This window comes from Haladaptatus sp. R4 (assembly GCF_001625445.1).
Lineage (GTDB): Archaea > Halobacteriota > Halobacteria > Halobacteriales > Haladaptataceae > Haladaptatus.
The window spans coordinates 294,975-317,620 of sequence record NZ_LWHG01000028.1 but is presented as its reverse complement, the minus strand read 5'-3'; the positions used below and the strand labels follow the sequence as shown (position 1 = coordinate 317,620).

General features: G+C 61.4%; 28 protein-coding genes and 1 pseudogene. 18 read left to right on the top strand and 11 right to left on the bottom strand.

Going from position 1 to position 22,646, the window contains the following annotated elements:
- Positions 1-68 precede the first annotated feature (68 nt).
- On the top strand, positions 69-1,100 hold the full coding sequence (locus A4G99_RS16645; protein WP_223301938.1) for a sodium:phosphate symporter: 1,032 nt from the start codon (positions 69-71) through the stop codon (positions 1,098-1,100).
- Positions 1,101-1,117: 17 nt separating this feature from the next.
- Here A4G99_RS16645 and A4G99_RS16640 read toward each other — a convergent pair whose 3' ends face one another.
- A complete protein-coding gene (locus A4G99_RS16640) occupies positions 1,118-2,191 on the bottom strand; it encodes a sodium:calcium antiporter (RefSeq protein WP_066146065.1) in 1,074 nt (357 codons plus the stop codon).
- Positions 2,192-2,320: 129 nt separating this feature from the next.
- Here A4G99_RS16640 and A4G99_RS16635 point away from each other — a divergent pair, with 129 nt between their 5' ends.
- Both A4G99_RS16635 and A4G99_RS16630 read left to right on the top strand, forming a co-directional pair.
- Positions 2,321-2,962 (top strand): peptidase, encoded by a 642-nt coding sequence (locus A4G99_RS16635; protein ID WP_066146062.1) that lies wholly within the window; start codon positions 2,321-2,323, stop codon positions 2,960-2,962.
- A 104-nt stretch (positions 2,963-3,066) separates the two neighbouring features.
- Complete coding sequence (locus A4G99_RS16630) at positions 3,067-4,092, top strand: hypothetical protein (RefSeq protein ID WP_066146059.1); 1,026 nt, start codon at positions 3,067-3,069, stop codon at positions 4,090-4,092.
- Positions 4,093-4,173: 81 nt separating this feature from the next.
- Here A4G99_RS16630 and A4G99_RS16625 read toward each other — a convergent pair whose 3' ends face one another.
- Complete coding sequence (locus A4G99_RS16625) at positions 4,174-4,749, bottom strand: type 1 glutamine amidotransferase domain-containing protein (protein WP_223301937.1); 576 nt, start codon at positions 4,747-4,749, stop codon at positions 4,174-4,176.
- Between the two features lie 128 nt (positions 4,750-4,877).
- On the opposite strand from A4G99_RS16625, the gene A4G99_RS16620 reads away from it, so the two are divergent.
- The gene (locus A4G99_RS16620) at positions 4,878-6,776 is read left to right on the top strand and encodes a glycosyl hydrolase family 28 protein (protein WP_190303791.1); all 1,899 of its coding nucleotides are present in this window, start codon (positions 4,878-4,880) and stop codon (positions 6,774-6,776) included.
- Positions 6,777-6,794: 18 nt separating this feature from the next.
- Here the strand turns inward: A4G99_RS16620 and A4G99_RS16615 are convergent, their stop codons facing one another.
- Entirely contained in the window at positions 6,795-8,939 is a 2,145-nt protein-coding gene (locus tag A4G99_RS16615) for a CDC48 family AAA ATPase (RefSeq protein WP_066146052.1), read from the bottom strand.
- Between the two features lie 77 nt (positions 8,940-9,016).
- On the opposite strand from A4G99_RS16615, the gene A4G99_RS28845 reads away from it, so the two are divergent.
- The 3 genes from A4G99_RS28845 (at position 9,017) to A4G99_RS16610 (ending at position 10,399) form a co-directional block, all read left to right on the top strand.
- Positions 9,017-9,151: a hypothetical protein gene (locus tag A4G99_RS28845; protein ID WP_255359113.1), complete on the top strand. Its 135-nt coding sequence runs from the start codon at positions 9,017-9,019 to the stop codon at positions 9,149-9,151.
- A 74-nt stretch (positions 9,152-9,225) separates the two neighbouring features.
- Positions 9,226-9,369, top strand: coding sequence for a hypothetical protein (locus A4G99_RS26075; RefSeq protein WP_190303790.1), 144 nt, complete (start codon positions 9,226-9,228; stop codon positions 9,367-9,369).
- Between the two features lie 115 nt (positions 9,370-9,484).
- The gene (locus A4G99_RS16610) at positions 9,485-10,399 is read left to right on the top strand and encodes a cation diffusion facilitator family transporter (RefSeq protein WP_066146050.1); all 915 of its coding nucleotides are present in this window, start codon (positions 9,485-9,487) and stop codon (positions 10,397-10,399) included.
- Between the two features lie 34 nt (positions 10,400-10,433).
- On the opposite strand, the gene A4G99_RS16605 is transcribed toward A4G99_RS16610, so the two are convergent.
- Both A4G99_RS16605 and A4G99_RS16600 read right to left on the bottom strand, forming a co-directional pair.
- Positions 10,434-10,682 carry a hypothetical protein gene (locus A4G99_RS16605; protein WP_066146048.1) on the bottom strand — a complete coding sequence of 83 codons (249 nt, stop codon included), beginning with the start codon at positions 10,680-10,682 and terminating at the stop codon, positions 10,434-10,436.
- On the bottom strand, positions 10,682-11,131 hold the full coding sequence (locus A4G99_RS16600; protein WP_066146701.1) for a DUF5796 family protein: 450 nt from the start codon (positions 11,129-11,131) through the stop codon (positions 10,682-10,684). Before A4G99_RS16600 ends, A4G99_RS16605 begins: the two co-directional genes overlap by 1 nt.
- Positions 11,132-11,233: 102 nt before the next feature.
- On the opposite strand from A4G99_RS16600, the gene A4G99_RS16595 reads away from it, so the two are divergent.
- The 4 genes from A4G99_RS16595 (at position 11,234) to A4G99_RS28840 (ending at position 12,782) form a co-directional block, all read left to right on the top strand.
- Positions 11,234-12,079: a shikimate kinase gene (locus tag A4G99_RS16595; protein WP_066146045.1), complete on the top strand. Its 846-nt coding sequence runs from the start codon at positions 11,234-11,236 to the stop codon at positions 12,077-12,079.
- On the top strand, positions 12,076-12,342 hold the full coding sequence (locus A4G99_RS16590; protein WP_066146042.1) for a chorismate mutase: 267 nt from the start codon (positions 12,076-12,078) through the stop codon (positions 12,340-12,342). Before A4G99_RS16595 ends, A4G99_RS16590 begins: the two co-directional genes overlap by 4 nt.
- An 81-nt stretch (positions 12,343-12,423) precedes the next feature.
- Entirely contained in the window at positions 12,424-12,663 is a 240-nt protein-coding gene (locus tag A4G99_RS16585; RefSeq protein ID WP_150123137.1) for a hypothetical protein, read from the top strand.
- Positions 12,660-12,782, top strand: coding sequence for a hypothetical protein (locus A4G99_RS28840; RefSeq protein ID WP_255359112.1), 123 nt, complete (start codon positions 12,660-12,662; stop codon positions 12,780-12,782). The genes A4G99_RS16585 and A4G99_RS28840 overlap by 4 nt, the downstream gene beginning before the upstream one ends.
- 102 nt (positions 12,783-12,884) lie before the next feature.
- Here A4G99_RS28840 and A4G99_RS16580 read toward each other — a convergent pair whose 3' ends face one another.
- From A4G99_RS16580 to A4G99_RS16570, 3 genes are all read right to left on the bottom strand, one after another.
- The gene (locus A4G99_RS16580) at positions 12,885-13,394 is read right to left on the bottom strand and encodes an NUDIX domain-containing protein (RefSeq protein WP_066146036.1); all 510 of its coding nucleotides are present in this window, start codon (positions 13,392-13,394) and stop codon (positions 12,885-12,887) included.
- 302 nt (positions 13,395-13,696) lie between these two features.
- Positions 13,697-14,083, bottom strand: coding sequence for a PIN domain-containing protein (locus tag A4G99_RS16575; RefSeq protein WP_066146033.1), 387 nt, complete (start codon positions 14,081-14,083; stop codon positions 13,697-13,699).
- Positions 14,080-14,325 carry an AbrB/MazE/SpoVT family DNA-binding domain-containing protein gene (locus tag A4G99_RS16570; protein ID WP_066146698.1) on the bottom strand — a complete coding sequence of 82 codons (246 nt, stop codon included), beginning with the start codon at positions 14,323-14,325 and terminating at the stop codon, positions 14,080-14,082. Before A4G99_RS16570 ends, A4G99_RS16575 begins: the two co-directional genes overlap by 4 nt.
- A 303-nt stretch (positions 14,326-14,628) precedes the next feature.
- Here A4G99_RS16570 and A4G99_RS16565 point away from each other — a divergent pair, with 303 nt between their 5' ends.
- From A4G99_RS16565 to A4G99_RS16555, 3 genes are all read left to right on the top strand, one after another.
- Complete coding sequence (locus tag A4G99_RS16565) at positions 14,629-15,543, top strand: DNA-3-methyladenine glycosylase (protein ID WP_066146030.1); 915 nt, start codon at positions 14,629-14,631, stop codon at positions 15,541-15,543.
- A 143-nt stretch (positions 15,544-15,686) separates the two neighbouring features.
- On the top strand, positions 15,687-16,289 hold the full coding sequence (locus A4G99_RS16560; RefSeq protein ID WP_223301936.1) for a LysE family translocator: 603 nt from the start codon (positions 15,687-15,689) through the stop codon (positions 16,287-16,289).
- Positions 16,290-16,474: 185 nt separating this feature from the next.
- Positions 16,475-17,107, top strand: a complete 633-nt coding sequence (locus tag A4G99_RS16555; RefSeq protein WP_066146028.1) for a LysE family translocator — start codon at positions 16,475-16,477, stop codon at positions 17,105-17,107.
- Positions 17,108-17,153: 46 nt separating this feature from the next.
- Here A4G99_RS16555 and A4G99_RS16550 read toward each other — a convergent pair whose 3' ends face one another.
- Together A4G99_RS16550 and A4G99_RS16545 are read right to left on the bottom strand one after the other, a co-directional pair.
- Positions 17,154-17,777, bottom strand: coding sequence for a GNAT family N-acetyltransferase (locus tag A4G99_RS16550; RefSeq protein ID WP_223301935.1), 624 nt, complete (start codon positions 17,775-17,777; stop codon positions 17,154-17,156).
- A 94-nt stretch (positions 17,778-17,871) separates the two neighbouring features.
- Positions 17,872-18,537, bottom strand: a complete 666-nt coding sequence (locus tag A4G99_RS16545; protein ID WP_223301934.1) for an O-methyltransferase — start codon at positions 18,535-18,537, stop codon at positions 17,872-17,874.
- Positions 18,538-18,621: 84 nt separating this feature from the next.
- Between A4G99_RS16545 and A4G99_RS16540 the strand changes: the two genes are divergently transcribed.
- The 3 genes from A4G99_RS16540 to A4G99_RS16530 are packed head-to-tail and all read left to right on the top strand — an operon-like array spanning position 18,622 to position 20,519.
- Complete coding sequence (locus A4G99_RS16540) at positions 18,622-19,113, top strand: cupin domain-containing protein (protein WP_066146025.1); 492 nt, start codon at positions 18,622-18,624, stop codon at positions 19,111-19,113.
- 40 nt (positions 19,114-19,153) lie between these two features.
- The gene (locus A4G99_RS16535; RefSeq protein ID WP_066146023.1) at positions 19,154-20,131 is read left to right on the top strand and encodes a bacterio-opsin activator domain-containing protein; all 978 of its coding nucleotides are present in this window, start codon (positions 19,154-19,156) and stop codon (positions 20,129-20,131) included.
- A gap of 43 nt (positions 20,132-20,174) precedes the next feature.
- Complete coding sequence (locus A4G99_RS16530; RefSeq protein WP_082837862.1) at positions 20,175-20,519, top strand: HalOD1 output domain-containing protein; 345 nt, start codon at positions 20,175-20,177, stop codon at positions 20,517-20,519.
- Positions 20,520-20,734: 215 nt separating this feature from the next.
- Here the strand turns inward: A4G99_RS16530 and A4G99_RS16525 are convergent, their stop codons facing one another.
- Positions 20,735-21,415 carry a carbonic anhydrase gene (locus tag A4G99_RS16525; RefSeq protein WP_066146020.1) on the bottom strand — a complete coding sequence of 227 codons (681 nt, stop codon included), beginning with the start codon at positions 21,413-21,415 and terminating at the stop codon, positions 20,735-20,737.
- A 93-nt stretch (positions 21,416-21,508) separates the two neighbouring features.
- On the opposite strand from A4G99_RS16525, the pseudogene A4G99_RS27425 reads away from it, so the two are divergent.
- A pseudogene (locus tag A4G99_RS27425) lies at positions 21,509-22,553 on the top strand (biotin--[acetyl-CoA-carboxylase] ligase).
- Positions 22,554-22,646 lie beyond the last annotated feature (93 nt).

Here is a 22,646-nt window from a genome sequence, read left to right as displayed (position 1 = left end):
TTCTAGCGGTGGGGACCATTAGCAGGGATGCCATTTCTGACCGGCTTGCCGGACAGTCCAGAGTCGTATTGTCGTTGAAAGTGCTCGCAACGGTCGTACTGTTCCTATTCGCCGTTCGATTGTTGGGTGCGACGACCGACGCGCTGGCACCGTTTCTACGGCAAAATCTGGATCGATTCGTCGTCGGAGACGTGCCGGCTCTCGGTGCCAGTTGGTTCGCCTCGTACGTCCTCGCGAACGGTTCGATCGTCGCCGCGCTCGCCCTCACGCTGTTCAATTCGAACGTCATCGTTCCCTCGCAACTGTACCTGATGATAATCGGATCGAGACTCGGAGCGGCCGCCATCGTCATCTTCATCGGGGCGTTCGATTACCTCAATACGGAGAGCGACTCGCTCCGAGACTCCGTGCGGATGGGGTTGCTCACCTTCCTGCTCACGTACACCATCTACCTCCCGGTGATGGTTCTCGGCTATCTCTCGATGCCGCTCGTTAGCACCGCGGCCCCGGTAAGCCGAGACGTTTCCGCGACGCAGCTATCGAACCCCTCCCTCTTCTCGATCGTAACCGAGGGGCTCATCGAGGTTCTGGGGGCGGGTGTCGCCTTCCTCGTGGCGATCGCCTGTATCCTCCTGAGTTTGCGGCTGTTCGACCGGATACTGAAGGATTTCGACAAGCAGCGACTCCGGAGACGATACCTCTCCCGTTTGGGGAACAAGTGGGTCTCGTTCGGAATCGGACTCGTCATCACCGGACTGACGACGAGCATCGCCTTCTCACTCGGCGTTATCGTCCCGCTCTACAACCGCGGACACATCAAACGCGACGAGATCATCCCGTACATCCTCGGGGCGAACATCGGTACCCTGCTCGATACCCTCATCGTCGCGTTTGCCCTCCATACCGCGACCGGCGTGATGACCGTCGTGCTGTTGTTGAGCATCGGTCTCGTCGTAACGCTCCTCTCGCTCGTGACGTATCCGATCTACACCTCGTTCATCGATACGATGCAGGACGAACTCGTCGGAACGGTCGCGTACTTCATCGGCTTTCTCGTCTCCCTGCTCCTCGTTCCGCTGTTGCTCATCCTCCTTGGATGACGACACCCCTTCCGGGGTCAGAAATCGCGGGGGAAGTGGACGATTCTGACGTAGAGGTAGACGAAGTAGAGGAGGATCAACAGCAGGGCACCGACGCGTCCCAGATGGCGCTCCTCGACCGATTCGAACGGAATTGCCGCTCGGTCCATGCCGAGTTTTCTGGCGACGGTTCCCAACCGTTTCCCGAGGTCGTCCTTCAACAGTAGATACGTGAGCAGGATACCCGCCGTCACCGTCTCCATGGGAAGGTCCCAGTATATCAGCGGTTTCGGAACCTGATACGTCGAGATGAGCGCGCCGAGACCGATACCCAGCAACGGGTTCGTGATGTTGCTTCCGATCAGCGTTCCCAGCGAGATACCCTCCGCGCCTTCTCGCAATCCCGTTATCGCGGTCGTCATCTCGGGGGACGCCGCACCGATACCGAGCACGAGCACGCCGATGAGCGACCCCGCGAGCGCGGTTCGGCTGACGAAAAACTCGACGCTTCGGAACAGGAAGTGTGCCGAGGTGACGAGGCCCAACAGCCCGACGAAGGCGACGAACAGGTCCCGGTACGGATTCTCGGACGGCGGACCGGTACCCTGCTCTTGTATGATCTCGTTCCGCGTCGTGTACAGGAAGTACATGTAGAGGACGAACAACCCGACCAACAGCGCGCCGTCCACTCGCGTGAACATACCGTCCCACGCGAGCGCCAACGTGATCAGCGTCGTCCCGATCATCGGGAGGTAATCCCGAAGCAGGAACGTACGCGAAAATCGAAGTCCGCCGACCGTTAGGACGACCAGTCCCAGCACCAACGTCTGTTGGACGACGTCCGACCCGATGTTACCGCCGAGGACGGCCGCGGAGACCGGTTTCGGTTGCCCGACCCCGGAGACGATCCGATACGACGCGACGAGATGTGACGCGATTTCCGGAAGGCTCGTCCCGATAGACACGACCGTCATCCCGATGACGACCTCCGATAGCTGGTAGTACTTCGCTACCCGCACTAGCTTTCGGACGACGACCTGCGCCGAGAGTATCAGGGAGACGATGGCAATGAACCCGACGACCGCGTACCCGGTCATCTCACCGAACGGCATTTGACGGGATGAGTGTCGACCCAGCGTCGCATAAGCGCTGTGTGCCAGACGGTCGGAGCGACGAACGGACGGGATGCCTCCGTTTCCGCGAAGTGACCAACTAAGCCGCTCCCGCGAAAACCCCCTCTCATGACACTCCTCCTGACCGGCTACGAACCGTTCGGTGGCGACGACGAGAACCCGAGCGAGATGGTCGCGAGCGAACTCGACGGCGAGGAAATCGCGGGCCACGAAGTCGTCGGGAAAATCCTCCCGGTCGAGTTCGGATCCGCCGCCGAGGAAATGCAGGCACACATCGAGGACCACGACCCGGACGCCATCGTCGCCACCGGACTCGCGGCGGGACGGGCGGGAATCACGGTCGAACGCGTGGGCATCAACGTCAACGACAGCGGGAGCACGCCGGACAACGCGGGCGTGGAGCCACGAAACGAACGGATCGACGGCGACGACCGCGCGGCCTACTTCGCCACGCTCCCCGTCGTTCCCGCCGTCGACTCCCTGCTCGACGCCGGGATTCCGGCGGCCGTCTCGAACACGGCCGGAACACACCTCTGTAACAACGCGCTGTACTCGACACGGGCGTATCTGGAGCGGGAGGGTCGGGACGTGCCGATGGGATTCGTCCACCTGCCCTGCACGCCGGAGCAGGCGGCCACGCACGCACGGGACGGGGACGGGACGAGTGGTGCATTGGTGCAACCGAGCTTGCCGCTCCCGATGCAGGTCGATGCGATTCGGCGAGTTTTCGACGTGACGCTTTCGAGGTGAGCCGTCTCCACGGTCGATTTTCAAGAGGTGACGATGCTGCGAAAGAATTCAGCACTTCGGATGAAAGATAGAAGACTTATCACAACTCACTCAAACGCTCCGCCATGGACTGGGCGAGTCGGTTGTCATCAGCGACCGAAAAAGACCTGACTCGGCGGCAATTGCTTTCTCTTCTCGGAGGTGGTGGCGTTGTTGTGGGCGGCGGAAAGGCGGTGGATAACGTGTTTATCGGATACGGCGTCCTCGTCGGCACCAACTTACACGATCAAGACCTCGAAAAGCTCGCACGTGCACGACTCAATTCATCCCCATTTGACACGACTATTTCAGGGACGCGGATTCGGTTGACGGACGACGCCGTTCGTGTCAGCAACGGTAACGACCAGCGAACAGTTCCCCTCTCAACATCGTCGGACGTGGCGACAAAGGCGGATGCCGATCTCGAGATCGACGGCCACCCAGTCGAGAACCTTGTTACCGACCTCAAAGACGTGAAGGCGGGAAGTTTCGAGTTCGAATTCATGGATTTCGAACCCTTCTTCGACCGCGTCAGAACCGGGGAGAACCATCCGTTCACCGTCGAGGCACTCCGCGGAAATCGGTTTTCACAGGTCTCCCCATCCGCAATCGAGGAGTTCTCGGGAGCGTCCCCGAAACGACCGAAATCGGTACTCGAAGGACTCGTGTCCGGATTCCGCAAGCACACGTACTACGACATTCCGCGGTACGTAGCCGGATCAGTCGAGGACAACGTCCTCTTCGGAACGGTCGATTTGCGGCAATATTTCAAATCACCGATCACGTACGAGGCGCTCGAATCCGGGGAGAACGCAGGTATGTTCTGTTACGAGTTCACGTGGCGCTCCATCGAAGCACTGCATTCCGTTCCGGCCTATCAACAGCGTGTACCGGTGATGGGCGCGATGGTATACGACGACCGCCACAAGCACGTCTACACCGGCGTCGCAAGTGTAGTTCGACGGAACGGAAAGCTGGTCATCCCGATGACGTTCGTGGATTACACCCACTCGACACTGTACGACGACCTCCATCTCCGTTGGTTGCTTGGGAGAGGGATGAGGGCCTACGACGACCGCCATCGAGCGACCGAAATCCGCTGGCAGCCCTGATTTTCGTTCGCCGTCACCCTTCCAACTCGTGTGGCGCGTGATATGCTCGTGCTGGTGTGACGTGCTGGTGCCGACTCGACTTCACGCGGGTGCGTCGGTCAGTTTGTCGATGTTCGCGAGCGTTTCCCGCATGAACGCCGGGAGGTCGCCGGGGTTTCGCGAGCAGACGAGGTTGCCGTCCACGACGACCTCCTCGTCCACGAACGCCGCGCCCGCGTTTTCGATGTCGTCGCGGATCGACCAGTAACCGGTCGCTTCGCGGCCGTCGAGGACGTCGGCGGTGATGAGCAGTTGTGCACCGTGGCAGATGGACGCGATGGGTTTGTTCTCGTCGTCGAACCCGCGGATGATGTCACCCACTCCCGATGATTCGAGTCGGATGTTCTCCGGTGCGCGCCCGCCGGGGAGGACGAGCAGGTCGTACCGGTCGGACCGGACGTCGTTGATGGAGATGTCCGCGGCTTCGAACTCCTGCCCGTGCTTGCTCTCGAAGGACCCACCGTCAGGAGTCGCCACGTCCACGTCCATCCCCTCCTCCTGCAGTCGGTAGTACGGATAGCTGAACTCGCTGTCCTCGACGCCGTTTCCGGTGATGATGAGTGCGCGCATGGCACACGGCTCTCCGTCACGGTGTCGGGTAAGAGTGATGGCTAACATGGATGATGTCGGACGAGTTCACGGTACCGTATAACGGACCGAAGCCACCGAGCGACCGAAATCCGACACAGCTACACTTTCACTACGCGGGAATCGTTCAATACAATATATTGCGTAAGAAATCTGCGATGGGAGATGAAACTCGAAACCACGAGTTGTACCGATTTCCGAACGGAAATACGACGGACGACATTCGAAAACGGTGGAACGAGAACGTCGAAACGATAGACCGACTGCTGACGGTGCGAGACGAGGACGCCAACCGTTTCGAGTACCGGCCATACGAGCGAGGGGCGTTCCGTGCGACGGATACGGGACGGATTTACAACGGCACTGGGGAGGAGTGGGAGCTCGCGGACGCTTCGGCTGCGGCGGTTGATGCAACGGCTACCGACTGCGTTCAGTACGTCTCGACCGGGGCGGAACTGGAAGCCGCCATTCCGTCCGGTGGCATCATCGTCCTCTGTAACGATATCACGCTGACCGACACCGTCGAGGCGACCGTGGCCGACGATCTCTGGTTGATTTTGCGACCGTACACGATTCGCCGGGACGACGGAATGAACGCGACCATGCTCGACATCACCGCCTCCGCGAACGTTTGGATAGAGGGCGGTATCATCGACGGGAATCGGGCGGGACAGAATTTCCCGGCGGAGAAACACGACGAGGTCGTCCTCACGAACGACGGCACCGACTTCCTCTTCATCGACAGCCTGTCGGTCATCGACAACACGAACTTCTCGATTCGCGCCACGAGTTGGATGGGCGTGCTGGCGAGCGACTACGTCCAGCGAACCCATCCAGAGGACATCACGGACCCGGACGACGCGGGCGGTCTCGACGGTTTCCACGTCTTCGATTCGCACTCCGTATTGATGGTTAATCCCGACATCAGGGCAGGCGACGACGCCATCGCGGTCGGCGCGCGAACCGCGCTCACGAAACACGTCAATATCAGGGGCGGGACCGTCAGTTCACCGATTCACGCGAACGGCGTCAAACTTCACACCGAGTATGACGCCGATCCGATCGCGGCCATCGAGACTGCCGTGATCGACTGCCAAGTGTACGATACCTACGGCCACGGCGTGACCATCGTGGACGACGGAAATACCGGAAATCCCGTCGAAGAAGTCGTCATCAAGGGACTCGTCACGGGCGTCGGGTTGGACGGCGTGTACCTCGGCGCGACGTGCAACAGCGTCGATGTGAAGCTACAGGTCTCGGACTCGGCGAACCACATGGTCAACCTCGACGGCGGCGGCGAGAACGCCAGCGTTTGCGTCACCGGAACGCACGACGGCACCGTCGCGCAAGCGGCCACCGGCTGTCGAATCAACGAGTACGACGAGGTAGTCGTTTCGGGAAGCTACGACGGAATGGGGGTCGGAACGGCCGGAGTTCTGCTCGTTTCCGTCACGGACCTGACCGTCCGCGCGAACGTCACCTCGTTCACCGACGCGGGTATCCGAATCGAGGGGAACGGACAGCCCGACGAGGTGGTCGAGAACGTCGTGATGAACGTCAGAATCGCGGACATCGGCGGCGACGGGGTGCTTTCCGTCGTTCCCCTCCAGACGGCCACGCTCGACGTACAGGTGGACGACCCCGGAAACCACGGCATCAACATCGACGACGGTGGGAAGGACGTTCGACTCGACGCGACCGTCTACGACCAAGGGCAGGCAGGAATCAGGCTCGACTCGGTCGAGAACGTCATCGTCTCGGGCGTCATCGACGGCGACGGCGGCGGGACGAACGGTGTGCTCCTCGAAAACGGGGTGACGAACGCGAGTTTGGGCCTCGTCGTCCGGGACGTAGATGGCAACGGCATCACCGGTATCGATAGCGACCACATCACGGTGACGGGGTGCGTCCTGTCCGACCTCTCGGGGCGTCCGGTGTACGGGACGGGAACGTCCGACTACTGGGTTCTGACGAGCAACCAAGGATACAACAACGGGAGCACGAACACGTCCCTCTCGGCCACGCACAAGAGCGTGGCGAACAACCTGTTCAGCTGAGAAAACCAGTCGAAGTGGCTATCCGAGCGTCGGTTGGACGAACTCGCGGGCCATGTCGAAGTGGCGCTCCTCGATGACGATTTCGTCCGCCCGTTCGTTCGCCTCTTCGGGCGTCCACTCGTCCGCGGCCTCGCGGATGGCCCGCATCGAGGCACCCCGGACGAGCGCTTCGATGTCCGCACCGGTGAACCCGTCCAACTCCGCCGCGAGCGCATCGAGGTCGACGTCGTCCGCGAGCGGTTTGTCCCCCGCGTGCACCGACAGAATCTTGCGACGGGCCTCCTCGTCCGGCCCCGGAATCTCGATGTGGGATTCGAGTCGCCCGGGACGCAACAGCGCGGGGTCGATGGCCTCGCGGCGGTTCGTCGCCGCGAGGACGACGAGGTTCGGGTTTTCGGTCAACCCGTCCAGTTCGGTCAGCAGTTGGGAGACGACGCGTTCGGTGACCTCGTGTGAGTCGTCGCGCTGGCTCGCGAGCGCGTCGATCTCGTCGAAGAACACGATCGCTGGGGAGGCCTGTCTCGCCCTGTCGAACACCTCGCGAACCGATTTCTCGCTCTCGCCGACGTACCTGTCGAGCAGTTCCGGCCCGGCGACGGAGACGAAGTTCACGTCGCTCTCACCGGCGAGTGCACGGGCGAGAAGCGTCTTTCCGGTACCCGGCGGGCCGTAGAGCAGGACGCCGCTCGGCGGTTCCGTCCTCGTCGCCTCGAACAGGTTGGAGTACGAGAGCGGCCACTCGACGGCCTCGATGAGCGTTCGCTTGGCCTCGTTCAGTCCGCCAACGTCCTCGAACGAGATTTCGGGTGCTTCGGCGACGAACTCGCGCATCGCGGACGGTTCGACGCTCGCCAGTGCGGTGTTGAAGTCGCCGCGGGTCACCTCGACGGAAAGCAGTGCCTCGTCGTCAGCGCCGTCGTCACGTGCCCGACGGAGCGCCGCCATGGCCGCCTCCGTGACGAGCGTGTGCAGGTCGGCACCGACGAACCCGTGTGTCGTCGCGGCGAGTCGTTCGACGGCCACGTCGTCGGCCAGCGGCATGCCGCGGGTGTGGACTTCGAGGATTTCGCGTCGGCCGCCCTCGTCCGGCGCGCCGATCTCGATCTCGCGGTCGAACCGGCCGCCACGGCGGAGCGCGGGGTCGATGGCGTCCACGCGGTTCGTCGCGCCGATGACGACGACTTCGCCGCGGGATTCCAACCCGTCCATCAGCGAGAGCATCTGGGCGACTAACCGATTCTCCATGTCGCTCTCCTCGTCGCGTTTCCCGCCGAGGCTGTCCACCTCGTCGAAGAAGATTATCGAGGGTGCGTTCTCGCTGGCTTCGGTGAAAATCTCGCGGAGTCGCTCCTCGCTCTCACCCTTGTACTTGCTCATCACTTCCGGCCCGGAGATGGAGACGAAGTGGGCGTTGACCTCGTTTGCGACGGCCTTGGCGATGAGCGTCTTTCCGGTTCCCGGCGGGCCGTAGAGCAGGACGCCTTTCGGCGGGTCGATGCCCAACCGCCGGAACAGTTCCGGGTTCGACAGCGGTAGTTCGACCATCTCGCGGACGCGGCGGAGTTCCTCGTCCAGTCCGCCGATGTCCTCGTAGGCCGCGCCGGTCACGTCCGTCGAATCGTTGGAGTTAGACGCGGCAGTCGAGACGGATTCGGTCAGTTTCGAGAGCGAGACCTTCACGTCCGTGTCGTTCGTCACGCGGACGGTTCCGCCGGGGTTCGTCCGCGACACGACGAACAGTCCGGCGTCGCCGAGTCGTTCGATTCGCGCCCGCTCCCCGGACTGAACGGGCCGGTCGAGCAGTTCCTGTTTCACCGCTCGCTCCAGCGTGTCCACGTCGTCCATCGAGAAGTTGGCCTTCGGAACGACGGTGATGGAGTCCGCGTCCGAGACCGAAATCGGGGACACCGACACTTCGTCCCCGATTCTGACCCCCGCGTTCGCCCGCGTCTCGGCGTCTATCTGGATGGTGTTCTCCGGCACCGTGCTCGAAGCGGGCCACACCTTCACCACGGTCGTCCCGTCGCCTTCGACCACGACCGTATCGCCGCTTAGCACGCCGAGTTTCTGTCGCGCCGCGTCGGCGATCCGGGCGATACCCCGTCCGCCGTCGCGCTTTTCCGCGCCCCTGACGGTGAGCGCAACCGTCGGTTTTTTCGTCATATTCCCTACTCGTCACCGGACCGTCTTCAGGGTTTCCCGCAGAAACCCCTTTGTCCGATGCTACCGAGTGTACAATTATGGTTGCTCGAACCGAGCGAGACGACACGACATGGTACCAGTGCGAGCAGTGCGGACTGATGTTCGACGACCAGAGCGACGCCGAACAACACGAGGAGAACTGCGATGCGGAAGACCCTTCCTACATCCAGTAGGGTAACGAACGTACCAGTCGAACTGATTTTCTCACTGCCGATAGCTTGAAACGATTCGTCATCGTGTAGCTTCTATGGGATACAACACTACCATCGGTTGGTCGCTGTTCACCTCCGGCGTCGTCACGCTCCTGTTGAAGGTCCTCCCCTTCGACTCGCTCTACTGGGGAATCGCCCTCATCGTCCTCGGTATCGTGGTGATGGCTCGCCGACTGTAGCGAGGGTTCGACGCCCATGTCACGTGTAGGCATGTGATTTAGACTCGATCTAAAATAGTTATTTGTCAGCTCTAACCCATATATTCTTAACCTCGCGCTCCCCACGGAAGAACGAATGGGTGACCACCGGAAGGAGTTTCTCAAAGCGTCGTGGGCCAACGTCCTGACGAACGTCCTCAAAATCGTGGTGGAAGGTGGCGTCGGCCTCACCTTCGGAAGCCTCGCGCTCGTCGCCGACGCCGCTCACTCAGTGGCCGACCTGCTGGCGAGTGCGGTGGTGCTCGTCTGGGGTCGCCTCTCGTTCGAGGGCCCGGACACCAACCATCCCCACGGCCACGACCGGGTCGAACCGCTGACCGCCCTGTTCGTCGGCGGCACGCTCGTCCTTCTCGGACTGAAACTGCTCTACGACGCCGGTCAGACCATCCTTTCGGCACCCGAATCTACCTACAGCATCGCCCTCGTCGCCGGTCTCGCCTTCGCCTTTTGTGACCGCGCGTTCTGTTACTGGTACACGAAGCGGGTCAATCGCAACGTCGAGTCGGCCGGTCTCGCCGCGCTCGCCGCCGACAGCAAAAACGACCTCTACACCACGGGCGCGGCGGTCATCGGCGTGGCTGGAATGGCCGGTGGATTCCCCGTCCTCGACCCGCTGGCCGGGGGACTGGTCAGCCTGCTCGTCATCCACCAAGGCGTCGAAATTTCGCGGGAAAACGTCAACTACCTCGTGGACACCGCCGCACCGAAGCCGGTTCGCGACGATATCCGGGACGAAATCCTCTCCCACGAGGACGTTCACGGACTGCACGATTTCACCGCGTATCACGCCGGAACCGTCTACGAGGTAGAATTCCACGCCGAAGTCGCGGCCGACCACACGTTCATCGAAGCCCACGACATCGAAACCGAACTCAGAAACGACCTCGTCTCGCGCGACGACGTCGGCGACGTCCACATCCACTTGGACCCGGAGGGATTGGGCGAGTGGAAGGACGCCGAGGAACGACACGGGTCTTCTCCCATCAACTGACCGGAAAACCGCACCGCTTCTGCAAACCGCCGAATCAGTCCAATTCCGCTCGTTCCCGATGCTCGGCGGCCAACTCCTCGGCTTGCGCCTGCGACTGACACGTCTCCCAGCGAACCTGTGTCGCGTCGCTATAGGTCAGCGCCGTCTTCAGTTCGTCGCGCAGGACGCCGACACCGATTTCCACGACTTCGCCGTCGGTCCCCAGTTCGTACATCGCCCACCGTTCCGGCGTGCCCGCGACCGTTCCCCTGTCGAGTGCTTGCCAGCGCTTCGCGAGCGGCATTATTCGTTTCCGTCCGCCGACTCGTCCTCTTCCACGAACTCGAACGACCGTTCGCCCATCGCGTCTTCCTCGAAGAGGAACACGCGACCGCGCGCAATCTCGGGACTGGCCTCGACTTCGACGGCGTAGCCGTCAGAGCGAACCGACACCCCGGGGAACAGTTCCGCCTCCTCTCCGGGTTCCAGTATGACTCGGCCGACGCCGGTCTCTTCGAGGATGTCGTCGTGGGTATCCCGGTCGTTGACGTAGGTCATGACGCCCTCCGTCTCCGTCGGAGCGGTGACGAGCACCTGCACCAGTTTGCCCGGTTGGGTTCGGAGCGTTCCGTCCACCTTCCTCGGAACGCCGTGGTAGAAGGTCTCACGACCGTCCTTGTATTCGACGACGATACCGTCCTCGGTGAGTTCGACGCCGAGCGTGTCGGGGGAAACGTCGTTGCGGACACTCATGTCCAACGGTTGGTCGGAGAGGGGGAAAAGACCCGCGTTCCGGATCAATCAAAACGTTGCCCCCACCGCCACCCTGAAGACGGCCACCTGCGAAAGCCGACCATGCACGGCCGCGCGAAAGCACCCGCCGCCGGGACGATACTCAACGCCCTCGCCACTGGAGTCGGGTCGGCGTTCGCCATCGACACCGAAACCACCGCCACCGTCGAACTGGACGACTCCGGCGAGATTCGCGGGGAAATCGCGGAGAATCCGGACGCGGACGCTCGACTCATCGAACGCTGTGTCGAACTCGTCCTCGAAACGGAAGATTCGGAATTCGGCGCGACGGTACGAACCGAGAGCGACATCCCGATGGCCGCGGGCCTGAAGAGTTCGAGCGCCGCGGCGAACGCGACGGTGCTGGCGACCCTGTCCGCACTCGACGTCGAGATGCGACGGGAGGACGCCTGCCGAATCGGCGTGCAAGCGGCCCGTGACGTCGGCGTCACCGTGACCGGCGCGTTCGACGACGCCAGCGCGAGCATGCTCGGCGGCGTCACCGTCACGGACAACGCCGAGGACGAACTGCTCGCCCGCGACGAGGTGGACTGGGACGTGCTGGTGTGGTCGCCGCCGGAGCAGTCCTTTTCCGCCGATGCCGACGTCTCCCGCTGTCGGCAGGTCGCGCCGATGGCCGACCTCGTCGCCGACCTCGCTCTCGACGGCGAGTACGGCCGGGCGATGACGGTGAACGGCTTCGCCTTCTGTGGCGCGCTCGGTTTTTCGGCCGACCCCATGGTGGACGCCATGCCGGACGTGGACGGCGTCTCGCTTTCCGGGACGGGACCGAGCTTCGTCGCCGTCGGCGGGCGGGAGGTTTTAGAGGACGTGCGGGAAAAGTGGAATTCATTGGAGGGAACGACATGGCTAACGACAACACAGACGGGCGGAACCCGAACGATATGAGCCTGGACGAACTGCGCGAAGAGATCGAATCCATCGACCGCGAACTGGTGGAACTCATCGCCCGACGAACCTACGTCGCCGATACGGTCGCGGAGGTGAAGTCCGTCGAGGACATCCCGACGACCGACGAGGCACAGGAACAGCGCGTGATGGACCGAGCGGGCGAGAACGCCGAGAAGTTCGAAGTGGATTCGAATCTGGTGAAGGCGATTTTCCGGTTGCTCATCGAACTGAACAAGGTCGAACAGCGCGAGAATCGGTAGTAATTAACACGGAACACGGGTCGGAAATCCCTACGAAGAGCTATTACTGATTGCGTGCATCCCTGCCATGGACGAATGTACATGGCCACAAAACAAAGCCGCAGAGTGCTGTTCCCCGGCAGTTGGTGGGTTCCGATATTGGCAATACCCATCTCGTTCCTCCTTTGGCTCTCGGTAACGCTCCTGAACACTGCGTTCGCACGGTACGTCGGACTACAGGTTTCAGGGTATCTCGGCGAGATCGCGGCAGTGTTACTCGTCGTGAGTTACGCGCTCTCCCCGTTCGCCCGTTCGCACTCTACTACGACCGAGCGTACGTGAGCGAGCGGTCGCAGTGGACGCCAACCCTCCTCTACTTGTTCGTCTTGGTTCCGCTGCTGAACGTGCCGATTGCGAGCCTCTATCTGGCCCGCCGACATCGGTTCGTCGGAACTCCGTAGCTCGTTCCATGCTGAAAATAGCTGCAAAGTGGATGGGATCTGTAACGTCAGTTCGAGACCGAAATGAGGTCGCTATCGAGTGGTTTCCCGAATTTCCGTCCCTCACCCGACGAACAGACGGATGTCATCCACGGCATCCCCGTGATTCCAGTAGGCGTCCTCGGGAACGCTGTCGAACCACCTTACCTCCAGTTCGTCCCAAGGGCCGAAACGAGGGTCGTCATCGATCGGTTCACCCGTTACGGGAATCGTACGCAGTACGACGTCATAGCTCGTCGTTTTACGCTCCTCGTTACCCGCTTCACGGTGGGTTATCCGAGCGACGCGTTCCGCGCAGGTGATGGTGAGGCTGACTCCGGCCAGTTCCTCGCCGACGGATCGCCCGGCGGCCGTCCAGTCCTCGTCCGTATCGACGGGGCCGTACGGTAACCTCCATCCGTGCGGGCCGTTCATCAGCAGTACTGCTCCGGCCCCGTTGGTGATACCGACCGCGACCATCCCATCGACGGACGCGAAGTACTCGAACTCTCCCTGCTCGTCCACGCTCTGCTCCTCCCGGAACTCGATGGCCGTCCGACCACGGAGGGAACTCGGATCGGAGAGCGAATCCATGCCCGTGTCTCGCTGGCCGTTGAACTTGGTAGTTTGGTTGAGTTCGGCTGTTAGTTGGATTCGACTGTTGGACGGGATTGGTAATATATCAGACACCAAACGCCCGTTGAGGGAAATGCACCAAAGTGGGAGAAATCTGTGACGTCAGTTTGAGACCTAAACAAAGTGAACAACAAAGCAATCTGAGGTCGGAAACAACGTTTTTGGACGATTCAGCGTGCGATCCGAGTGGAAGGTATTCCGGTTACTGTTCAGCGAGTTCGTCGCTGTCGTAGCGAGAATGAAGTCCACTTCGTTAACGTTCACCCCTCGTCGGTCGGTTCGAGGCCGATTCTCGATACCTCGATGTCCTCGTAGTCTTTCTCGGACGATAGTACGTCCATTCCCCTAGTTTCCGTAGTCGCCGCATGGAATGCGTCGAACGGCGTCATTCCCTCGTCGTAATAGTTGACCGCCTTCAGAACCACCTGCTTCTCTTCCTCGTCTCGAACGGGGACGAGTTCGAGCAGATTTGCTATCAGCGGAACGTAGTCGAACTCGTAGCGTTCCCTGGCGAGGACGAGTTCGAGATACGAGAACGCCGACGTTTCGACCTCGTATTCGGTCAGCGCATTCTCCGCCGACCCCTGTAACCAGTCGGAATCTTTTGCTAGCGCGAGCAAAAAATCGGTCTCGACGTACACCGTCATCTATCGGCGTCCTTGTCGCGGGCTTTGGCTCTTCCCTCTGCCTCGATGTCCTCTCGAATCTCCTCGATGGACGCATCACGAAGGTCGCCTGTCGCCTCACGGACGGCGGCGAGAGGATCGTCCGCGACTGGAATGAGTTCGATTCTATCCTCGTACGTCACGATATGGTACTTCTCGCCGTACTTCTCACGCACCTCTTTGGGGATGTACAACCGCCCCTGTCTATCCGTCTCTGTTGACATAGAAGAAACTATAGTACCATAGACAAAGAATCTTACCATCATTTCGATATTCGTGGTATGGATAGCATCGTTTTACCACCCTGTCTGATGGATTCTACCTGTCTGAACACGGTCGAACAGCGCGAGAATCGGTGAGGACGAGATTTTCTACCGATTTCGTTTCTCCCGTCTGACGTAGCGATGCTTCCCCATTTTCCGCAAAACCCCGCGGCTTTTCGAAAGATGATATGCGTGCATCCTCGATTCGAATCTATCGAACTGGCCAATCGGCCAACTTATAAATAAATCACTCCTATGACTCGTATGGCTACCACGGAACGCGTCGGAGAAACCAAGCTGACTATCGATCCGGTCGAACCGTTCGAGTTCGAGCAATCGTTGGCGTTCCTTCGTGGATTCGTTCCGTGCTCGGGTGACCACCTCTGTTCGACGCGTTCGCTCACGACCGGTGGATACGTCGAAGACCACCCGTTCGTGGCTTCGGTTACCGAAGGCGACGAGGGCACACTATCGGTGGAGGTCGATTGGCTCGAAAACACGGGTGACCTCGATGCAGTGGGCGACTGGCTCCGAGCGTTTCTTTCGCTCGACGACGACCTGACCGTACTGTACGAGGCGTCGAAGGGTGACCCGGCCTTCGAGCGCGTCGTTGACGGCCTCTATGGCTACCACCACGTTTGCTTCTCGACCCCGTTCGAAGCCGCGTGCTGGGCCGCGCTCAGCCAGCGAACACCCATGCAGGTCGCAAAGAAGTCGAAACGGGTACTCGTCGAAGCGTGTGGTCGAATCGTGGAAGTAGAGGGTGAAGAGATACTGCTGTTTCCGACGCCGGAGATGGTTCGCGACGACGCGCTCGCCGTCCACGACGCCATCGACGACGAGCGAAAGGCGAAGACGGTTCTCGCCGCCGCCGACGCGTTCGCGAACGAAGACCTGTCCACACTGGACGACGCGACCATCCGGGAGCGGTTGGCGGACGTCTGGGGATTCGGCGAGTGGTCGAGCGAGTTCATCGCGCTGAGGGGATTCGGACGGCTCTCGGGAATCCCCCGCACCGAGCGGAGACTCCGCGAAGCTGTCGCTGAATTGTACGAACTCGGCACTGAAGTGGCGACGGATGCGGACCTCGACCGACTGAGCGAACCATACGAACCGCTTGAGGGGTACTGGGCACATTACGTCCGGGTGTGGGCGTTCCGAGAATCCCTCGACGAGTAGTTGAACCGTTCTCGTTGTCCACCCGAACGATGTTGTGTTTCGTGATGATGGATAGCATTCAACGCAGACGCACAAGGTACATCTACGACTGCTGCGTTTGGGCTGACGAGAGGTGACCGCTATTAACGACAGCGACAATCGAGGTGCTGATTCGCGGTATCGTTCTCGGGTTTTCGATCGCGGCCCCCGTCGGCCCGATCGGAGTGTTGTGTATCCAGCGAACGCTTTCTAAGGGCCGACGTTCGGGCTTCGTGAGCGGTCTCGGAGCGGCGTCGGCGGACGCCGTGTACGGAGCTATCGCGGGGTTCGGGATTACGGCCGTGTCGTCGCTCCTGCTCGACTACCGAGTGGGTATCCGCATCGGCGGTGGTATCCTCCTCCTGTATCTCGGCATCCAGTCGTTTCGAGCGGAACCGGCGGAGACGCCGGTATCCTCCACGGATGTGCATGGCCTTGCCAGAGATTACGGTTCGACGTTCCTGTTGACTATCTCAAATCCGGTGACGATCATCGCCTTCGTCGGCATCTTCACGGGATTGGGTGTCGGAGCGTCCGGAAACTACACCCACGCCGCCGTGTTGGTCGGCGGCGTCTTCCTCGGGTCGGCACTCTGGTGGTTCGTCCTCAGCACCGCCGTGAGCGTATTCCGCGCACGATTCACCCGCTCGATCATGCGGCGGGTGAACCGATTGGCAGGAGTCGTCATCGTCGGGTTCGGCGTGTTCGCTCTCTGGAGCGCCCTGTGACGAACGCGCGTTTTCACGACGAACGTGGCTTGCTGCGCCCCTGACGCTACAACCGGCCGAACCGATCACGGTCGATATCACGGCAACCAGAGGTCGATTTCGAAGGAGCACAGAATCGAACGTGAAAACGTGAGGCGAAGAAATCGGCTCGTAGTTTTATCGTACCCGCCCGTGACGGTGGATTCATGGTCGCAGTACAGACTATCATCGCCTTCATCCCCGCCGCGCTCGTGCTCATCGTCGCTCCCGGCCCGGACAGCCTCTACACGCTGACCCGGAGCGTCAGCGACGGGCGGACGACCGGTGTCACCGCCGCGCTCGGTTCTTCGACGGGAAGCATCGTCCACACGACGGCGGCCGTCCTCGGTCTGTCGGCGATTCTGCGAACGTCCGCGGTGGCGTTCACCGCCGTCAAACTCGTCGGCGCGGCGTACCTCGTCTACCTCGGCGTGCAGACGTTCCGCGGCGAAGAGGAGTTCGAAATCACGCCGGAGGGGACGGGATACACCCCGGTCGAGTCCTTCCGAAGCGCGCTGTTCATCAACGTCTCGAACCCGAAAGTGGCCCTGTTCTTCCTCGCGTTCCTCCCGCAGTTCGTTCGGCCGGGGAGTCCCGCCGCTCCGCAGATTTTCCTCTTCGGGGTGCTGTTCGCCACGCTCGGATTCTGCTATCAGGCACTGCTTGCGGTGTTCTCCGCGCGAGCGCGGCGGGTCGTTACCGAACGCGACCTCCTCCGGCGGATACTTCGCACGGCGAGCGGGAGCGTGCTCGTCGGTTTCGGGGCCAAACTGGCGCTCTCACGGCGCGTTTCTTCGTAGGTGATTTCGACCGTTACCACGGCTCAAAAGGCGTTATTCGTGAAGATCACCGAACGATTCGAATCGTCGATAGCTCCGCTTCCGTGACGTTCTCGCGCCACTGTTCCTGCGAGATGCTGTAGGTCTGGAGGTCCACTGGTTCGCCGGAGTCGTCCGGAGGGAACCAATTTCGAAGCATCGCGTCGAACTGCCCGCCGTAGGAATCGACGTACTTCTCGATGGCGCGTTTCGACTGCTCGTTTTCCGGGTCGTGGCCGACGCTCACGAGTTCGAGGTCGAGTCGCTCGAACGCGACGTACGACATCGCACCGGCCCGTTCCCCCGAGTAGCCACGCCCCCAAAACGGCTCGCGAACCCACATCCCGAACGAGGTCGAACGCTTCTCCCATTCGAGCCACAGTTCGGCGACGCCGACGAATTCGCCGTCGGATTTCGTCGTGATGGCGTAGGTCGCTCGCTCGCCGGACTCCCACGCGTCCGCCGCTTCGGTTACTTCGTCCATCGTCTCCTTGGGCGTCGCGTGCGGTCGCTCGCCGAGGGGGCGCATGACGGGATCCATCTCGCCGGAACGGTGATACTCGTAGATGTCGAGGGGTTCGGTCGACTCGTGTAACGGTTCGTATCGCAACCGTTCGCTTTCGATGTGGGTCGGGAACAGGGTCGTGGACATGGTTCGGCTCTGTTTGACGGCTGTTTCGCGTCGAACGCGAAGTCAGTACGGATTCCGTCGTGTGACGACCGGTCGGACCGAAACGTCGCGGAGGTCACCCGACGTGCGAAGAAATCGCTACTCCTTCGTCCACCGGGAGAACGTACGTCTCGAATTCGGGGTCGGCGTGGACGCGTTCGAGGAACGCCGCGACGACTCGCACTCGGTCGTTCGGCGCGGGTTCGCCGTCGAGCGTGGCGAGCACGTTCTCCGGCGTGTGAACGTCGTCGTAGACGGCGACGTTGTCCGTTACGATGGTCCCGCCGGGTGCGAGCAGTTTCCGAACCGTCTCGAACCCTCGCACGTAATCGGCCGTGTCGTGGTCGAGGACGACGAGGTCGAAGGGCCCATCCTGTGCTTCGGCGATTTCGAGGGCATCCCCGTGCTCGAAAATCGCCTTGTCGAGGAGGTCGCCCCGCTCGAAGTACGAGCGGGCGGCGTCCAACAATCCCTCGTCCCGTTCGGTCAGCGTCACCGACCCGTCGGCAGGGAGGGCACGGGCGATCCAGTATGCGGAGTAGCCGAAACCGGAACCCAATTCCAGTACGGTCCGGGCACCCGTGAGCCTCGTACAGAGTGCCACTGTCCGACCGACTTCCGGACCGACCGTCGGAAATCCGTCACGCTCGGCGCGCGCTTCCATCGCCCGTAGCACGTCGTCTTCCGGCGGTCCCGCCCATTCGACCAGTCTCCCGACGGCTTCTGAATGTAATGGTGGCACGGTTCTGGACACGGCGAACGTCGAAATAAAGCGAGCGGAAACGGTCATAGCTGTTCTTTTGTCGTTTCCCGGCGTCGGCGTGGTATGGCTACAGGTACCGACGGTCACCGAATCGTCAACGTGAACGGACTCGACTGGACGGGGACCGACGGGGACGGCGGTGGCTGGAAACGCATCGCCGAGGAAGCGGGTGGAACGCGGCTCGGCTGTACGTACGAGGAGATTTCGCCCGGTGGCCAACCGGCCCAGTATCACTACCACACGACGAACGAGGAGGCGCTGTTCGTGATGGGCGGGACCGGAACGCTCCGAACGCCTGCCGGAGAGACCGGGATCGAATCAGGGGACTACGTTTCCTTTCCGGTCGGGGAGTCCGGATGCCACGCCGTCGAGAACACGTCGAGCGAACCCCTCAAATGCCTCTTCTTCTCGACGATGGACGAACCGGACATCGTCGTCTATCCGGATTCGGGAAAACTACACGTCGTAGGAGGTCCGGCATCGGGACTTCCCCGTGACGGCCTCACGTTCGACGCGACGACGCCATTCGACATCGACGACTCGGTGAGTGGATAGTGCCGAAAGCTCCCTTTGCATCGAACCCGTATCTCAGTTAATGGGGACCGCGAACGACATCGGTGGGGACGAAATCCTCGGAGTTTTCGAGAGACTAGACGATCCGTCCGAACCCCTTGCGACGAGCGAGGTTGCCGAGGCGGTGGGCTGTGCCCGGCGCACGGCGTACGATAAACTCCGCCGTCTTGCCGACGAGGGGAAACTCGAAACGAAGACGATCGGCGCACAAGCCCGTGCGTGGTGGCGACCCGCCGCACGACCGACGGCCAGCGATGCGCCAGCACCGGAGACGAACCGCTCCGTGGACGATTCGGAGGATGAATTCCCTCCCGAGTTGACCGCCGACGAAGTTCTCGAACTCGAATTCGTTTCCGAGCAGTTGGCTCGCCCGTTTCTCGAACTCGGCCACGAGGACATGGACCTCCGAATCGACGGATTCGTACGGCTTCCCGACGGGTCGCACGTCCAGTACTGGACGGTCACTGGAATCTCCGGCGAGACGGTGATGACTCTCCCGGAACTCTTTCCCACGAACGAGGACGTTCGCCTCCTCAAGAAGGAGGGCGATAGCTATCGCGTCGAGGTTCGTGGTGCCGCATCGTCGCTGGTTTCGACCTACGACGAGCTCGATGGTGAGTCGGTCACGACCGCGCTAGAAGACGGTAAAATCAGGAACTTGGTACAGTTCCCGGCGACGGTCGATGTGGCGGCCGTCCTGGACGCGATTCGTGATGTCGCCGCTCGGGATTTCGAATTGGCGTCACAAAAGCTGGTGTACACGCCTCGGCTGTTCAAGACGCTCGTGAAGGACGACCTCACCGAACGCCAATGGACGGCCCTCCAAATCGCGTACTACGCGGGGTATTTCAAGGTCCCTCGACAGAGCGAAGGAGATGAGATCGCGGAACGGATGGACATCACCCGCCAGACCTTCAACTACCACCTCCGCCACGCACAGGACACGATATTGTATCACCTGTTCGAGGCTCACGACGACGGCATAGGGGAGTCGAACTAGTAAGAGCCGAGTCTTATCACCGAATCGCTCTCAGTTTACACGGATGGACACCTTCGATACGACAACCGAGGAAATAGGTCGGCAAGCATTCGAGCATGGCGACATAAAAGAGTACGACGGGTACGACCCAATCACTGGAACGCTCCGCGTTCGCTACGCTACTGACGATGAGGAATCGATACTCCTCAGTATCGTGGGGATAGTCGCTGCGGTGAGTGGGCAGGAACCGTACTCGATAACTCCGCTCTACGACGTTATCGACGCGGAATCGCTGCTCTCGGTACTGACGACCGCACGAGGGAACGATATCAAGGTCTCGTTTACCTACGAAGGGTATCCGATAACCGTCTCCAGTAGCGGGGAAATCATCGTTCGACTGACCACGTGAAGGATGGACGAGTCGGTATCGCTATCCGAATGTGCGTACTGTGGAACCCCGATTCGAGCCAACGTGCGCTACCCGACGCACACAGTGCCGACAGACGATGGTGTCCATCTCTACATCTTCTGCGATGAGATCTGCAAATCCGCGTGGCTCGCCGATGAGACGAACGGGACAGAGTAAGCGGCGCGAAACCGACCGCGATGAACTCGCTCGACGACTCAGTACTCCCAGAGCCGTTCGATCCGTGCGTCGATGTCAGGGTGATCGTCTTTCAGCGTCTCGACGCTCGTCTCACCGTTCACGTTGATGACGTGGACTTGGCCGCGCCGCCCAGAGTACACGTCCTGGAAGTCGTACACGACGCCGATGATATCGACATCCCCGTCGATGTCGTCGCTCTCGATGAGGGATTCGACCTGCCGATCGACGTTGTACTCCACGAGTCGGTTGATCGCCCCCGCTCGACTCACGTCGTCCGGGAGCGACTCGACGCCCGCTTCCAACTTCGGTTTCAGCAACGAGAGACAGTGTTCGATGCCAGCAGGCTCGGACACCTCGCCCGTCAGCGCGTCGTACGTCGCCGTGACGGCCCCACAACCGGTGTGCCCCATGACCACGACGGTGTCGGTTCCCGTGTGTTCGACGGGGTAGAGCACGTCGCCCGAGACGACTTCGCCCGAATCCGTCCGCTGGACGACGCGGTTGCCGATGTTGCCGCAGGTGAAGATCCGTCCCGGTTCGTCGTTGCCCCAAATGTGGTCCTGCAGGACGCGGGAATCCGAACAGCAGACGGTGACGACGTCGGGATGCTGTGAATCCTGTACGTCGTCGAAACGGGAGTCGAACTCTTCGGCGTGTTCCGCGTTCTGTTCCAACAACTCGATGAACGTCCGGTGCATGATCGTGCTGTTCGTATTCGAACGAGGAACGATTTTCCCTTTTGCCGCGGCCAAACGAAACGACTCTTGTCGGGACTGCCCGTACTCGAAACCATGAACGAGACACGTCGGGCCGTCTTGGACGCGCTCGCTGACGGCCCGGTCTCCGGGCCTGACCTCGCCGACGCCCTCGACATCTCGCGGAACGCGGTGTGGAAACACGTCGAGGCGCTCCGTACCGACGGATTCGAGGTCGAGAGCACTGCGGATGGCTACCTGCTCGGGGAGGTCCCCGAATTCGGACCGGCAGTCGAATACGGACTGGAGGCACCGTTTTCCATCGAATATCACGACTCCATCGGGAGCACGAACGACCGGGCACGGGAACTAGCCGGGGACGGGGCGGAGGACGTGGTCGTGCTGGCCGACGAGCAGGTGGGCGGCCGCGGCCGCCTGAAACGGACGTGGGTCGGCCCCTCGGGCGGCGTCTGGATGAGTCTCGCACTCGTTCCGACGATACCGCCAGCGCACGCCCCGCTCTTGACGCTCGCGGCCGCCGTGGCCGTGACGCGGGCGGCACGGGAGGCGGGCGTCCCGGCGGAAATCAAGTGGCCGAACGATGTCCTTGTGAGCGAAGCGAAGAGCGCCAGTCGGAGCGAAACTCCGACGATGTTCTCGTGAGTGACGAAGGAACGAAGAGCGCCAGTCAGAACGAAGTTCTGACGATGTCCTTGTGAACGAGGAACGAGTGAACGAGTACGACAAACTCTCGGGCATCCTCACCGAGATGGAGGGCGAGGCGAACCGCGTCTCGTGGGTCATCGCCGGTATCGGCATCAACGTCAACGTCGCGGCGGACGACCTGCCGGACGGGGCGACGAGCGTCCAAGCGGAGGTCGGCGCGGTGAATCGACGGTTGTTCGTCCAGCGACTGCTGGAGGAGTTCGACGCGCTTCGGAACGACACGGACGCCATCCTTCCGGCGTGGCGCGAACTATCGGCGACGCTCGGCCAGCGAGTTCGGGTCGAAACGCCGGACGGCGACGTGGTCGGTACTGCGGTCGATATCGTCATGCCGGGGGCGCTGGTGGTCGAAACCGAGGAGGGAACGGTGCGGATTCACGCGGGCGACTGTGAACACCTTCGGCCGGTGAACTGAGGGGATCAGTCGTTTTCACGATCTCGGAGGCCATGCCATCAGCGAAGTTGGGTCACTCGCCGAACTGCGCGCTTCTCAACCCGACCGAACCTC